Genomic DNA, 13622 nt, shown 5'->3' with positions numbered 1-13622 from the left:
CCGACGTGGCCGGTGATGAGGACACTCATGCGTTCTGGCCGGCGGCCGCCCTGGCGGGCAGGCCGACGATCTCGCGCGCCTCGTCCGGCGTCGCCACCTCGCGGCCCATGAGCCGGGCGATCTTGACGACCTCCTCGACCAGTTCGGCGTTGGAGCGCGACGGCGACCCGTCCGGCATGTAGGGGTTGTCCTCCCAGCCGACCCGCACATGGCCGCCGAGGCTCATGGCCAGGGCGAGCAGACGCCACTGCATCTTCGGGTTCATCACGCTGACGTTCCAGTTGACCCGCGGCGGCAGGTGCCGGACCAGGTAGAGCAGCGAGTCCTCGGTGGGGGGCGTCCAGGCGCCGCCGGGCCAGCCCAGGAAGAGCGTGGTCCACACCGGGTCGTCGAGCAGGCCCTGGTCGCGGATGAACTCGAGGTTCCAGAACGCGCCGGTGTAGAACGACTCCACCTCGGGCTTGACGCCGTGCTCCTGCGCCGCCTTGCAGAACGCCTCCAGCTCGGGGCGCGTGTGGATGGCGTACTGCTCGTTCGCCGGGTAGGCCGGGTCGGGGCGGAAGTACTCGTCGTGCACGTTGAAGGCGTACGACATCATCTCCGGGCGCAGCTTCATGAGCGCGACCTTCTCCTCGAGCCGGGCGCTCGCGATGCCGAACTGGATGATGGCGTCCCGCTCGGCGCGGATGCGCTCGGTGAGGTCCTTCCACCCGTCGAAGTCCGTACGCGACAGCTGGCGGCCGTCCTCCTGGATCGAGTCCTCCAGGTAGTGCACGCCGTGGTGGTGGACGAGGGACGCGCCGGCGTCGATGGCGCGCACGTACTCGTCGGCGACCGCCGGCACGTCGTCGATCTTCGGCATGCCCTTGAAGCCGGGATACGACATCGAACAGTCGACGGTTACCGTGATGATGACCTTGTCCATCAATGGCCCTTCTCGCATGGGTGGTGGTGGATGGGGGCGGGCGCCTCTCCTGCCGGGGAGAGGCGCCCGGCGTGGCTCAGGAGCGGGTCTTCATGTAGTCGGCCCAGTTCTGCTGGATCGCCTGGTTGTACTGCTTCGGGGTGATCTCGCCGGAGAGCAGGCGCTGCGCCTCCGAGCCCTGGAACGTGAGCATCGTCGGCGTCGGCCAGTCCTCCCAGGTGAACAGCCCGTTCTCCGAGGTCAGCCGCTGGTACTCGGTGACCATCTGCTTGAGCAGCGGGTCGTCGATCTGCGCGTTGACGCCCTCCTTGGTCGCGGAGGGGCGGCCGGCCGCGATCTGGGCCTTGATGGCGTCGTCGCTCGCGGTCACGTAGTCGATGAAGGCCGCGGCGCAGTCGGGGTACTTGGTCTTGGCGGAGGCGCTGAACGGCAGGCTGTAGCCGCCCACGGCCGCGTGCTTGCCGCTCTCCCCGGCCGGGAAGAGCATGAAGCCGGCGTCCTCGCCGAGCGACTTGCGCACGTCGCCGAGGGCCCACGTGCCGGTGACGAAGAAGGCGGCCTCGCCTCGGCCGAAGCGGTTGGTGGCGTCGGTGAAGCTCGTCGCCAGCGCGTCGGAGTTGAAGTAGCCCTTCTGCATCCAGGCGCGGAAGTCGGTGGAGGCCTTCAGGTGGCCCTCGTCGTCGTAGGTGCTGCCCTCGCGGTTGAGCGCCCAGTCGTTGATCTGCTCGGGGGCGACGTACCAGCCGTTGAGCAGCGACAGGTTGTGCAGCGCCGGCCACTTCTCGGAGTCGCCGAGCATGACGGGCGTGACGCCGGCTTCCTTGGCCTTGTCGAGCGCGCCGAGGAACGCCTCCTTGGAGTCGAGGGAGGAGACGTCGTCGATGCCGATCTTCTTCAGGACGGCCTCGTTGTAGAAGACGCCGACGTACTGGATGGCAGGGGGTACGGCGACGAGGCTGCCCTCGCCGAGGACCTTGCCGTCGGTGGTGAACTTGTTGACCGTCAGCGCCGACTCGTGGAACTTGTCGTTCCAGCCGAACGCCTTGGCGTACGCGTCCAGGTTCAGCAGCAGCCCGGCCTTCCACAGGGCGCCGTTGATCGCCCAGCCGCTGTTGCCCTGCATGACGTCGGGCGGGTTGTTGCCCGACATCACCAGCTTGATGGTGTTGGCGGACGACGCCCAGTCCTTGATCTGCAGGTCGATGGTGACGTTGGGGTTGGCCTGCTGGAAGGACTCGACCTGCTTCTTGAACTCGGTGGCGATGGTCTCGCCGGCCTCGGACATGCCGACGGTGAGCTTGATGTCGCCGTACTTGCCGCAGGACGTGCCCACGTTGGTCGGCGCAGCGGCCGGCTGCCCGCTCGACGACGTGCCCGCACAGCCCGTGGCGCCCACGGCCACGGCCGCGGCCAGGGCGGTGAGGGCTCTCGTGGAGCGATGGTGTCGGAGCATGCGTTCCTCCTGGAAGGTGAGCCATAGAGCTTCCGCGGCTGGGGATGCGGAGAGATCCCTATGGGCTGGTGACTCCTCGCGCCCTCTGGTCGAGGTCTCATCCACAAGGTCGGCGACGACGAGGCCGGGCTTGACTCGGCCTCCCTCACTGCCTTGCGGCAGCGAGTGTTGCGTCAAACGAACTGTGTTGCACTCAAGGGACGTTGGTTGCTGCCAGACGTTATGAGGGCGTTAACGGCATGTCAACCCCACTTACGTGCACGTTTCCCCGCGATCTACGACTCGTCCGGGAGAGGCGCGACTACGCGATCTGTTGCATCTGAGTAACGACGTTGCGGAAACCGCAACACTTCCTGAATGCTGGGCACGACCCGAACCCGACCGGAGGAAGGTGCCCTGTGGGAGCAACCCCGGCCACGGCGACCATGCGGGCGGCCGTGGCCGCCTCGATCCCGAGCGAACGGCTCGACCTGGCCGACGTCGCCCGTCCGACGCCCGAGTCCGCTGACGACGTCGTGCTGCGCGTGCACGCCTGCGGCATCTGCGGCACCGATCTGCACGTGCTCGCGGGGGAGTCGTACCGTCCCGAGACGCCGTTCGTGCTCGGCCACGAGCCCGTCGGCGTCGTCGTCGACGCGGGAGCGGAGGCGCGCGCCTGGCTGGACCGCCGGGCCACCATCACGCTGTTCACCGGCGAGGGCTCGTGCGAGGCGTGCCGGGCCGGCGACGAGCGGCTGTGCCCCGGCCTCGTCTCGATCACGGGCGTGCTCGGTGAGTGGGGCGGCTACGCCGAGTACCTGCGCGTCAAGGCGCACCATCTCGTCGAGGTGCCGGCCACCCTGTCGTGGGCCGACGCCGCGTCGCTGGTCGACGGCGGGGCGACCGCCGCCAACAGCGTCCGCGTCGCCCTGACCCGCGAGCCGCGCCGGGTGCTCGTGCTCGGCGGCGGGCCCATCGGCTACCTGTGCGCCGAGCTGCTGCGGGTGCACGGCGTCGCCGTCCAGACGGTCGAGCCCAACCCGCTGCGCCGCAAGGCGCTGCAGGACATCGGCCACGACGTCGTGACCTCCGCCGGCGACGCCGTCACGCCCGTCGACGCCGTCATCGACTGCACCGGCGTGCCCTCGGTCCTCGCCCCCGGCCTGCAGGCGCTCGGCCCGCACGGCACGTACGTGCTCGCCGGCTACGCCCGCGTGCCCGACGTCGACTTCGCCGTCGTCTCCCGCAAGGAGGCCGACATCCGGGGGATCCGGTCCGGCCGCCGCGAAGACCTGGAGTCGATCATCGCGCTCGCCGCGGATCAGAAGATCCGGCTCCCCGAGATCGCCACGTGGCGGCTGTCCGGCGTGAACGACGCGCTCACCGCGCTGCGCGCCCGGCAGGTGCCCGGCAAGGCGGTCATCGTCCCCGACAGCGTTTGGAAGGATGAATCATGAAGATCGCATTGGACCCGGCGATGATGCAGGGACGGCCGGTCGTGGACGCCGTCCGCGCCACCGCCGACGCCGGTTACCGGCATCTGGAGATGGGCAACCGCGACGATTTCATCCCGGCGTTCAAGCCGATGCACGCCTCGCCGGCCGAGCTGCGCGGCTTCCGCGACGCGGCCGCGACGGCCGGTGTCGAGATCGCCTCGGTCGCCGTCATCCAGGCGTGGTCCAGCCCCGACGAGGACGCCAGGAAGCAGGCGGTCGCGTGGTGGAAGGACGGCATCGCCGCCGCGGTCGAGCTCGGTTGCCGGCGGATCAACACCGAGCTGTCCGGCCACCCCGAGCAGCCCGACGCGTGCCGGGCCGCCTTCCTGCGCTCGTTCGAGGAGCTGCTGCCCGTCCTCGAACGCGAGGACGTCGAGCTGGTCGTCGAGCCGCACCCGTGGGACTTCATCGAGACCACCGCCGCCGCCGTCGACCTGGTCAAGGAGGTCGGCAGCCCCCGGCTGCGCTACCTGCACTGCGTGCCCCACACGTACTACCTGGGCGGCGGCATCACCGAGCAGGTGGAGTACGCCCGCGGCTGGTTCGACCACATCCACCTCGCCGACGCGTTCCGCCCCGAGCGCACGATCATCAACCCGCCCGGCATCACCTGCCGCGTCCACCAGCACTTCGACCTGGGCCGCGGCGAGATCGACTGGGCGGAGGTCCGGCAGGCCTTGGAGAGCGTCGGTTTCGACGGTATTCTGACCGTCCAGATCTTCGGATGGGATGACCAGGCCGAGCAGTCGTTCAAGTCGAATCTCTCCGCCGTGGAGCGGCTCTTCGGCCTGACCGGCTGACCAGGCCCCTTGCCATGGTGACGAAGCAGAACCTTGAGCCGCACACTCTGCCTGACGGCGAGGGGCGTGCCGCCTCCCCTATCCAGCGCGCGCTACGCGCCATCGAGCTGCTCGCGGTCGAGCCGCTCACCGCCGCCGAGCTCGCCCGCGAGCTCGACGTCAACCGCAGCACCGCGCTGCGGCTCCTGGGCGAGCTGGTGGCCACCGGCTACGTGGCGCGCAGCCCGGCGACCAAGCGTTACGCGACCGTCGCGGCCAAGTTCTACGGCCTCATCCAGGCGCCGGAGGCCGACTGGAGCCAGATCGTCGACCCCGTCCTCGCCTCGATCCGCGACGAGTGCGGCGACGCCACCATCCTCGCCGTGCCCGCCAAGGACACGATGGTCTATCTGGGGTTCTTCCCGACCCGGCACATGGTGGCGGTCTCCGAGCAGCTGGGCACGATCCGGCCGATGCACTGCTCGGCGCTCGGGAAGGCCTACCTGTCGGCCCTCGACGACGACGCCCTCGACGCGCAGCTGGCCCGGTTGTCCTACGTCGGCGGCACCGAGCACGCCGCCAAGGGGCCCATCGAGCTGCGGCGCCGGGTGGAGGAGGCGCGCGAGGTCGGCTACGCCGTCGACAGGGACGAGACCTTCGAGGGCGTCCGGTGCGTCGCCGTGCCGGCCCGGATCCGGGGCACGCTGATCGGCGCCGCCGGCATCTCCGGGCCGTCGAGCCGGCTGCCCGACTCGCGCGTCGACGAGCTGGGCCGCTACCTGATCAGCTGCATGTCGGGCCTGTGACCCCGGGCTGCGGTCCCGGCACCAGCCGCCGGGTCAGGTCGGCGAGCCGCCGGCGGTAGTCCGGGTCGTACGCCTCCTCGGCCGCCCGCGCCTCCTTGTCGCCCTCGAAGTAGCGGCCCGTGACACCGGCCGGCCCAGGGGCGTCCACCAGGCGGCGGGTGGCCGCGACCCCCTGCTCCAGGGTGTCCACGACCTCCATGCCCGACCTCGCCGACATGGCTGTCGGCATGTACGTCGCCGGGTGCACGGCGTTCACCGTGACCCCGCTGTCCCGCAGCTCCTCGGCCAGGTCCAGGGTGTGGCCGACGAGCGCGAGCTTGGACCGGCAGTACGCGGCGACGTCGGTGTAGTCCCGTTCGAGCTGCGGGTCGGCGAAGTCGATCGGCTGCTGGCCGATCGAGACGACGTTGACGACCCTGGAGGGGGCGGCGCGGCGCAGCAGCGGCAGCAGTTCCCGGGTCAGCAGCACGGGCGCGAGGTAGTTGACCGCCAGGCGCAGCTCGTGGCCGTCGGCGGAGACCTGCCGCGTGGCGCCCTTGACGTGGAAGCCGATGCCGGCGTTGTTGACGAGGACGTCCAGGCGGTCGTACGTCGCGGCGACGTGCGCGGCCAGGCGGCGGACCTCGGCGAAGGAGGACAGGTCCGCCCGGATCGGCTCGCCGCCGGTGGCCTCGGCCACCTCGGCGAGCCGCCGCTCGTCGCGGCCATGGAGCAGCAGCCGGTGTCGCCCGTCGGCGGCGAGGTCCTCCGCCAAGGCCCGGCCGAGCCCGTCGGAGGCGCCGGTGATGAGGATCAATGCCATGATGTGCAACTTTCTCGTGGAATTCAGGGAGAAGTACGGACGTCTGCCATTCCGGCCAGAGCGACGATCGCGACGGCGACGAGAGCCCCGCCACCGAGCGCGAAAGACGCGGTGAACCGGCCCTCGGGGGGCAGGCCGGAGATCGGGGCGGCGAGCAGCACCCCGGACAGGGCGCTGGCGAACGCGCTGCCCACCGAGCGGGCGACGGAGTTGACACCGTTGGCGACGCCGGTCCGGTTCCGCGGGACGGCCCCGAGCAGGACGGCGGGAAGCGTGGCGAAGCCGAAGCTGACCGCGACGCCGACGAGCGACCCGGCCGCCACGACCCCCGCCACCGAGTCGTGCGCGAAGGCCAACGCGGCGAACCCGACCGCCCCGCAGGCCGCGCCCGCGGCGAGCGTCCTGCGAGGCCCCACGCTCCGCACCAGGACCCCGGCCACCTGGGCCGCCGCCAGTGACGCCACCGCCGACGGCATGAGGAAGACCAGCGACGTCTCCAGCACCGAGGCGCCGAACCCGTACCCGTGCGGCTCCGCGGGCACCCTGGCGAGCGCCGAGACGCCGAGGAACTGCGAGAACATCGCGAAGCCCAGCAGCACCCCCGCCAGGTTGGCGTACAGCACCGGCCGCAGCACGAACATCCGCAGGTCCACCAGCGGTTCGCGGGCCCGCCGCTCGACGAGCACCCAGACGGCGCCCATCGCCGCCGACGCGGTCAGGCACCCCAGCGTCGGCACGGACGCCCACCCCCACCGGGCTCCCTGCGAGAGGGGCAGCAGGAGCAGGACGAGCATCGCCGCGAGGGTCATCGCCCCCGGCCAGTCGGTACGCCCGCCGGCCCCCGGCCGCGACCGGGGGACGACGGCGGCCACCGCGATCAGCGTGAGCGCGGACACTCCGGCCGACAACCAGAACACCTGGTGGTGGTCGGGGGCGTCGCCGCGGGTGAGCAGCGCCGCCCCGGCCAGTGCGAGCCCGTTGCCGAAGGCCAGCGTCCCGCTGAGCGTCCCCATCGCGCCGGGGAGCCGTTCGCGCGGCAGCTCGGCCCGCAGGACCGACTGCGCGAGCGGGAAGACGGCGGTGGACGCTCCCTGCAGGGCGCGCGCGGCGATCAGCCAGGGCAGCGAGTCCGTCCTGGCGGCCAGCACGGATCCCGCCAGGGTGATCCCGAGGACGCCGACGAGCGTCGCCTTGGCGCCGTGCTGGTCGCCGAGGCGGCCGAGCAGCGGCGTGCAGACGGCGGCGGACAGCAGCGTGGCCGTGGTGAGCCAGCTCACGCCGGACGCGGTGGCGTGCAGATCCCGCTGCACGAGGCCGAGGATCGGCACGACGAGCGTCTGCATCATCGACACGACCATGGCCCCGAGCCCGAGCACGGGGACGAGCAGCCGGTTCAGCCCAGCGCCTTGAGCAGCTCGGCGGCCAGCGCGGCCGAGGAGGCGGGGTTCTGGCCGGTGTGCAGGGTGCGGTCGGTCACCACGTGCGGCGCCCACGGCTCGCCCGCGGAGTAGCGCACGCCCAGGGCGGTGAGCCGCTCCTGCAGGATCCACGGCGCTCTCGGGGCGAGCCCCGTCTGCTCCTCCTCCGCCTTGCTGAACCCGGTCACGCGGTAGCCGGCGAACGGCGAAGAGCCGTCCGGGCCCTGCGTGGGGAGGAGCGCGGCCAGGCCGTGGCAGACCAGGCCCACCGTCTTGCCCGCCTTCAGCGCCTCGACGAGGACGCGCGCGGAGTCGGCGTCGCCCGACAGGTCCTCCATCGGCCCGTGCCCGCCCGGGTAGAACACCGCGTCGTAGGCGGCCGAATCGACGCCGCCCAGCGGGATCGGGCTGTGCAACGCGGCCGCCGACTCCACCGCGGCGGCCATCGCCCGGGCGCCGTCCTCGCCGCCGTTGACATCGGGGGACAGGCTCACCTGGTCCACCGCAGGCGCCACACCACCGGGCGTGGCGACGACCACCTCGTGCCCGGCCGCCACGAACGCCTGGTACGGAGCCGCGAACTCCTCCGCCCAGAAGCCCGTCGGGTGCTTCGTCCCGTCGGCCAGCGTCCAGTGACGGGACGCGGTCATCACAAAAAGAATCTTCGCCATCAGCTGTACTCTCCTCAGTCCTCGCCGCGACGGCGAGGCCGTTCATCAGGGGGAACGCGTCCGATCGTAGGTCGACGACACATAGGCGAACCAATAGCCTCAGCACTATGCGCCATAGCGGATCCGATGCCTCGCCACTCGACCTGATGCACCTGCGGACGTTCCTCGCCGTCTACCGCGCCGGCTCCTTCACCGCGGCGGGCGCGCTGCTGGGGCTGGCGCAGCCGACCGTCACGAGCCAGATCCGGGCGCTGGAGGCTCAGCTCGGCCGCCAGCTGTTCGAACGGCTGCCGCGCGGAGTGGCCGCCACGTCGGTGGCCGACGAGCTGGCCACCCGCGTCGCCGGGCCCCTCGACGAGCTGGCCGCCGTGGCCGAACGGGGCCAGTCGGACGACGAGCTGCCGGAGCCGGTCCACCTCGCGGGCCCGGCCGAGGTGCTGGGCGCCAAGGCCCTGCCCGCCCTGGCGCCGCTGGTCGAGCACGGGCTGCGGCTGCGGGTGACCACCGGGCTGGCCGACGACCTGCTCGACGGCCTGCGGGCCGGGCGGTTCGACCTGGTGTTGTCCGCGATCCGGCCGCGCGGGCGCTCCGTGGTGGCCGTGCCGATGATGGACGAGGAGTTCGTGCTGGTGGCAGCGCCCGCGTGGGCCGCCAGGATCGGTCCGCTGACCTGCGACGGCCCCGGCCCGTTGCAGGGCGCCCCGCTGGTCGCCTACGCCGAGGACCTGCCCATCGTCCGCCGGTACTGGCGCCACGTCTTCCGCACCCGGCTGACGCGGGCGCCCGCCGTGGTCGTGCCCGACCTGCGCGGCGTGCTGGCCGCCGTCGCCGCCGGGGCGGGCATCACCGTGCTGCCCCGCTACCTCTGCGCCGGCGAGCTGGACACCGGCGCCCTCGTGACGCTCCTCGACCCGGAGGACCCGCCGATCAACACCGGCTTCCTCGCCCACCGCGCCGGCGCCCCGGCCCGCCGCCCCGTCACCCTCGTCCGCGACGTGCTCCTGCGGGCCGCCCGCTCCTGGTGACGCTCGCGTCTCTCCCCCCAGCTCGTTTGCCGAAACCGCAACTGAAATTGTGGCCTGGCCGGTCCTTGGGCCAGTCTCGGGTCCGGCCGAGCGGTATCTCCCCAGGTGACGCCGGTCTTCCGCCATACAAGTGGTCGCGGCGGCCGTTCGCAGACCCTGACAGGAGAGACCTTCATGCCAGACCTTTTCGACCCGATCGCGGTGGGCAAGTGGACGCTCGCCAACCGGATCGTCATGGCGCCGATGACGCGCAACCGCGCGAGCGCGGCGGGCGTGCCCCCGGACATCACTGCGATCTACTACCGGCAGCGGGCCACCGCCGGCCTGATCGTCACCGAGGGCGTCCAGCCGAGCGCCGCCGGGCAGGGCTACCTGAACACCCCCGGCCTGCACACGCCCGAGCAGATCGAAGGGTGGCGGAACGTCGCCGACGCCGTGCACGCCGAAGGCGGCCTCATCATCGCCCAGCTGATGCACGCGGGGCGGGTCGCCCACCCCGGCAACAAGAACGGCCACGAGACCGTCGCTCCCAGCGCCCTCGCCGCACCCGGAACGCTCTTCACCGAGCGGGGGCTCCAGCCGCACCCGGTGCCGCGTGCCCTGGAGACGGCGGAGGTGCCGTCCGTGGTCGAGGAGTTCGCCCGGGCGGCGCGCGCGGCCGTCGAGGCCGGGCTGGACGGCGTGGAGCTGCACGCCGCCAGCGGCTACCTGCCCCATCAGTTCCTCGCCCCCTCCTCCAACCGGCGCACCGACGCCTACGGAGGATCGGCCGCCGCCCGCGCCCGGTTCGTCGTCGAGGCGGCCGAGGCCATGGCCGCCGCCATCGGCGGCGAAAGGGTCGGCATCCGCGTCTCACCGGCGGCGAACCTGCACGGGGCGGTCGAGGACGACCCGGCGGAGACCGCCGCCACGTACCGGGCGCTCCTCGACGGCATCGCGCCGCTGGGCCTGGCCTACCTGCACACCATCGGCGACCCCGCCGGCCCGCTGCTCGCAGGACTGCGTGCGTGCTTCGGCGGCCCCGTCATCGTCAACGACGGCTGGCACGCCATGACCGACGAGCCGACCGCCCGCCGCCGCGTGGCGAGCGGCCAGGCCGACCTCGTCTCCGCCGGCCGCGCGTTCATCGCCAACCCCGACCTGGTGCGCCGCTGGCGGGAGCACGCGCCGATCGCCGAGCCCGATCCCGCCACCTTCTACGGCGGCGGCGCCCGCGGGTATACCGATCACTCCGCCGGGCCGGAGTGATCGGCGCGCCGCAGGGCTCAGACGACCGCGGTGTTGACCTCCGGGAAGTGGCAGGCGGACGGGTGGCCGTCGCCGCGGTCGATTAGCGCCGGCTCCTCCGTGGCGCAGATCTCCTGGGCCTTCCAGCAGCGGGTGCGGAACCGGCAGCCGCTCGGCGGGTCCAGCGGGGTAGGCACCTCGCCGGTGAGGATGATGCGCTGGCGGCGGCGTTCCTCGCGCGGATTCGCTGTCGGCGCCGCCGACAGCAGCGCCTGGGTGTAGGGGTGGACGGGCCGGTCGTACACGTCGTCGCGCGAACCGGTTTCCACGATCTTGCCCAGGTACATCACCGCGACCCGGTCGGAGATGTGCCGGACCACTGACAGGTCGTGCGAGATGAAGATGTACGACAGCCCGAACGTGTCCTGCAGGTCCTCCAGCAGGTTGACCACCCCGGCCTGCACCGACACGTCCAGCGCCGAGACCGGCTCGTCGAGGACGAGCAGCTTGGGCTCCAGAGCCAGCGCGCGGGCGATGCCGACGCGCTGCCGCTGGCCGCCGGAGAACTCGTGCGGGTACCGGTTGCCGTGCTCGGGGTTGAGCCCGACCAGCTCCAGCAGCTCGGCCACCCGGTCCGTGCCACCGCCCTTCCACTTGCCGTGCACCTTCAGCGGCTCGGCGATGATGTCGTTGACCGGCAGCTTCGGGTTGAGCGAGGCGTACGGGTCCTGGAAGACGATCTGCATGTCCCGCCGTACGGCGCGCAGCCGCCGGGGCGCCATCGTGGTCAGCTCGTCACCCTCGAACACGACCGAGCCTGACGTGGGCCGGTGCAGCTGGAGGATGGCCCGGCCGGTGGTGGACTTGCCGCAACCCGACTCGCCCACCACGCCGAGCGTCTCGCCCGGGTCGACGTGCATGGACACCCCGCTGACCGCCTGGATGCTGCCGACGACCTTGCGCAGCAGCCCGGCGCCGCGGACGGGGAAGTTCATCACCAGGTCCTTGACCTCCAGCAGGTGCTCCCGCGCGGTCATCAGACGGCCTCGCTCTCGGTACGGAACAGTGCGGTGGGATCGGGCGCCGCGGCGACCTCGCGCCAGTGGTGACAGGCGGCCAGGTGGCCACCCTCACCGGCCTCCGCCAGGCCGGGCTCCTCGGCCGTGCAGGTGTCGTCGGCCAGCGGGCAGCGCGGCGAGAACGGGCAGCCGGACGGCAGGTTGATCAGGGACGGCGGGGCGCCGCCGATCGGGCGCAGCCGACCGCCCGAGGTCTCCAGCGACGGCATCGAGCCGAGCAGCCCGGCCGTGTACGGCATCCGCGGCCGGTAGAAGACCGTGTCGGTGTCGCCGATCTCGACCGGCTTGCCGGCGTACATGACCAGCACCCGGTGCGCGGTGCCCGCGACCACGCCGAGGTCGTGCGTGATCAGCACGATCGCGGCGTTGACGGCGTCCTTGACCTCCAGCAGTTTCTCCAGGATCTGCGCCTGCACGGTCACGTCGAGAGCGGTGGTCGGCTCGTCGGCGATGATGACGTCGGGGCTGTTGATGACCGCCATGGCGATCATCGCGCGCTGCCGCATGCCGCCGGAGAACTCGTGCGGGTAGCTGCGCAGCCGCGCCTCGGCCTGCGGGATGCCGACCAGGTCGAGCATCTCCTTGGCGCGGGCCAGCGCCTGCTTGTACGGCACCAGGCCGTGCGCCAGCACCGCCTCGGCGAGCTGGTCGCCGATCGTGTGCACGGGGTTCAGCGCCGTCATCGGGTCCTGGAAGATCATGCCGATCTTTCCGCCGCGCAGCGCCCGCCGCCTGCGGGCCGACAGCTTCAGCACGTCCTCGCCGCGGTAGACGATCCTCCCCCGGACGCGGGCGCCGCGGGGGAGCAGCCCCATGACGGCGAGCGAGGTGACCGACTTGCCGGAGCCCGACTCGCCGACGATGCCGAGCACCTCGCCCTCGTGCAGCGTGTACGACACCCCGCGCACCGCGTGGACGACGCCGTCGTCGGTGGGGAACTCGACGGTCAGGTCCTCCACGCGGAGGATCTCGTTGGGGGAATTCCGCATCAGGCACGCACCCGGGTCTGTCGTGGGTCGAAGGCGTCGCGCAGGCCGTCGCCGATGAAGTTGATGGACAGCGCGATCGCGATGATGAAGACGCCCGGCCACCAGAACAGCCACGGCCGCGTGGTCATGGCGCTGCGGTAGGTGTCGATCAGCTGGCCGAGGGAGACGTCCGGCGGCTGCACGCCGACGCCGAGGAACGACAGCGCCGACTCCAGCAGCACCGCGTTGGCCACGGCCAGGGTGGCGCTGACGATGATGACGCCGATCGTGTTCGGCAGGACGTGCCGGAAGATGATCCGGCCCGCGGAGGTGCCCACCGCGCGCGCCGCCTCCACGAACTCCTTCTCGCGCAGCGACAGGAACTCGCCGCGCACCAGCCGGCCCAGCGTCGGCCAGGTCACCAGACCGATGCAGACGGCCAGGATCACGATGCCGGAGTCACCGAACGTGCGCCCGACGATGGCGGCGATGATGAGGATCGGGATGGTGATCATCACGTCGGTCAGCCGCATGATGACCGACTCCGTCAGTTTCCTGAAATATCCGGCGAAGGCGCCGGCGAGCGTCCCGACGGTCGTGGCCACGATGGCGACGATGAACGCCACGATGATCGACTGCTGGGCGCCGCGCATGGTCAGCGCGAAGTAGTCGATGCCGATGTTGTCCTGCCCGAACGGATGCTCGCCGAAGCGGATGCCCTCCCCGCCGAGGAACTGCGGCACCACGCTGAGCGTCGGCCGTCCCTGGTTCACCAGCGATCCGGTCGTGAGGTACGACTTGTCCCACCAGCCGGGGATGGGCCCGATCCCGATGGAGGTGAACGCCAGCAGGACGACGCCGCCGAAGACCAGCATGCCGACGAGCGCCGCGCGGTGCCGGAAGAACCGCCGGCGGACCATCTGGCCCTGGGTGCGTGCGACGACGGTCATGCCCTGCGCGGCCCCTGAGGCCGGGGCGCTGATCGTCATGGGTG

Annotated in this window: 13 protein-coding genes; 5 read left to right on the top strand and 8 right to left on the bottom strand. The window is 71.8% G+C overall.

The features are described 5' to 3' along the window. Nucleotides 1-25 precede the first annotated feature (25 nt). Together ACIBP6_RS19965 and ACIBP6_RS19960 are read right to left on the bottom strand one after the other, a co-directional pair. Nucleotides 26-925, bottom strand: coding sequence for a 3-keto-5-aminohexanoate cleavage protein (locus ACIBP6_RS19965; protein WP_397054076.1), 900 nt, complete (start codon nucleotides 923-925; stop codon nucleotides 26-28). 76 nt (nucleotides 926-1001) lie between these two features. Further along, nucleotides 1002-2378 (bottom strand): ABC transporter substrate-binding protein, encoded by a 1377-nt coding sequence (locus tag ACIBP6_RS19960; protein ID WP_397054074.1) that lies wholly within the window; start codon nucleotides 2376-2378, stop codon nucleotides 1002-1004. A gap of 398 nt (nucleotides 2379-2776) precedes the next feature. Here ACIBP6_RS19960 and ACIBP6_RS19955 point away from each other — a divergent pair, with 398 nt between their 5' ends. The 3 genes from ACIBP6_RS19955 to ACIBP6_RS19945 are packed head-to-tail and all read left to right on the top strand — an operon-like array spanning nucleotide 2777 to nucleotide 5438. Then, entirely contained in the window at nucleotides 2777-3814 is a 1038-nt protein-coding gene (locus tag ACIBP6_RS19955) for an alcohol dehydrogenase catalytic domain-containing protein (protein WP_397054072.1), read from the top strand. After that, the gene (locus ACIBP6_RS19950) at nucleotides 3811-4653 is read left to right on the top strand and encodes a sugar phosphate isomerase/epimerase family protein (RefSeq protein WP_397054070.1); all 843 of its coding nucleotides are present in this window, start codon (nucleotides 3811-3813) and stop codon (nucleotides 4651-4653) included. Before ACIBP6_RS19955 ends, ACIBP6_RS19950 begins: the two co-directional genes overlap by 4 nt. 14 nt (nucleotides 4654-4667) lie before the next feature. Beyond that, complete coding sequence (locus tag ACIBP6_RS19945) at nucleotides 4668-5438, top strand: IclR family transcriptional regulator (RefSeq protein WP_397054068.1); 771 nt, start codon at nucleotides 4668-4670, stop codon at nucleotides 5436-5438. Here ACIBP6_RS19945 and ACIBP6_RS19940 read toward each other — a convergent pair. From ACIBP6_RS19940 to ACIBP6_RS19930, 3 genes are read right to left on the bottom strand one after another with little or no spacing between them, the layout of a single operon-like run. Beyond that, complete coding sequence (locus ACIBP6_RS19940) at nucleotides 5416-6240, bottom strand: SDR family NAD(P)-dependent oxidoreductase (RefSeq protein ID WP_397054066.1); 825 nt, start codon at nucleotides 6238-6240, stop codon at nucleotides 5416-5418. The two genes, ACIBP6_RS19945 and ACIBP6_RS19940, sit on opposite strands and share 23 nt — an antisense overlap. A 23-nt stretch (nucleotides 6241-6263) precedes the next feature. Then, nucleotides 6264-7598 carry an MFS transporter gene (locus tag ACIBP6_RS19935; RefSeq protein ID WP_397055371.1) on the bottom strand — a complete coding sequence of 445 codons (1335 nt, stop codon included), beginning with the start codon at nucleotides 7596-7598 and terminating at the stop codon, nucleotides 6264-6266. A gap of 35 nt (nucleotides 7599-7633) precedes the next feature. Then, nucleotides 7634-8329, bottom strand: coding sequence for a type 1 glutamine amidotransferase domain-containing protein (locus ACIBP6_RS19930; RefSeq protein WP_397054064.1), 696 nt, complete (start codon nucleotides 8327-8329; stop codon nucleotides 7634-7636). 107 nt (nucleotides 8330-8436) lie between these two features. Between ACIBP6_RS19930 and ACIBP6_RS19925 the strand changes: the two genes are divergently transcribed. Further along, nucleotides 8437-9354, top strand: a complete 918-nt coding sequence (locus ACIBP6_RS19925; RefSeq protein ID WP_397054062.1) for a LysR family transcriptional regulator — start codon at nucleotides 8437-8439, stop codon at nucleotides 9352-9354. A gap of 174 nt (nucleotides 9355-9528) precedes the next feature. Continuing rightward, nucleotides 9529-10602 carry an alkene reductase gene (locus tag ACIBP6_RS19920; protein WP_397054060.1) on the top strand — a complete coding sequence of 358 codons (1074 nt, stop codon included), beginning with the start codon at nucleotides 9529-9531 and terminating at the stop codon, nucleotides 10600-10602. Nucleotides 10603-10619: 17 nt separating this feature from the next. On the opposite strand, the gene ACIBP6_RS19915 is transcribed toward ACIBP6_RS19920, so the two are convergent. From ACIBP6_RS19915 to ACIBP6_RS19905, 3 genes are read right to left on the bottom strand one after another with little or no spacing between them, the layout of a single operon-like run. Then, a complete protein-coding gene (locus tag ACIBP6_RS19915; protein ID WP_397054058.1) occupies nucleotides 10620-11618 on the bottom strand; it encodes an ABC transporter ATP-binding protein in 999 nt (332 codons plus the stop codon). Next, on the bottom strand, nucleotides 11618-12649 hold the full coding sequence (locus ACIBP6_RS19910; RefSeq protein ID WP_397054056.1) for an ABC transporter ATP-binding protein: 1032 nt from the start codon (nucleotides 12647-12649) through the stop codon (nucleotides 11618-11620). Before ACIBP6_RS19910 ends, ACIBP6_RS19915 begins: the two co-directional genes overlap by 1 nt. Next, nucleotides 12649-13617: an ABC transporter permease gene (locus ACIBP6_RS19905; protein WP_397054054.1), complete on the bottom strand. Its 969-nt coding sequence runs from the start codon at nucleotides 13615-13617 to the stop codon at nucleotides 12649-12651. Before ACIBP6_RS19905 ends, ACIBP6_RS19910 begins: the two co-directional genes overlap by 1 nt. Nucleotides 13618-13622 lie beyond the last annotated feature (5 nt).

This window comes from Nonomuraea terrae (genome assembly GCF_044465245.1).
GTDB lineage: Bacteria > Actinomycetota > Actinomycetes > Streptosporangiales > Streptosporangiaceae > Nonomuraea > Nonomuraea terrae.
Note: the sequence above shows the minus strand (reverse complement) of the source record. Positions and strands in the feature narration are given on the sequence as shown.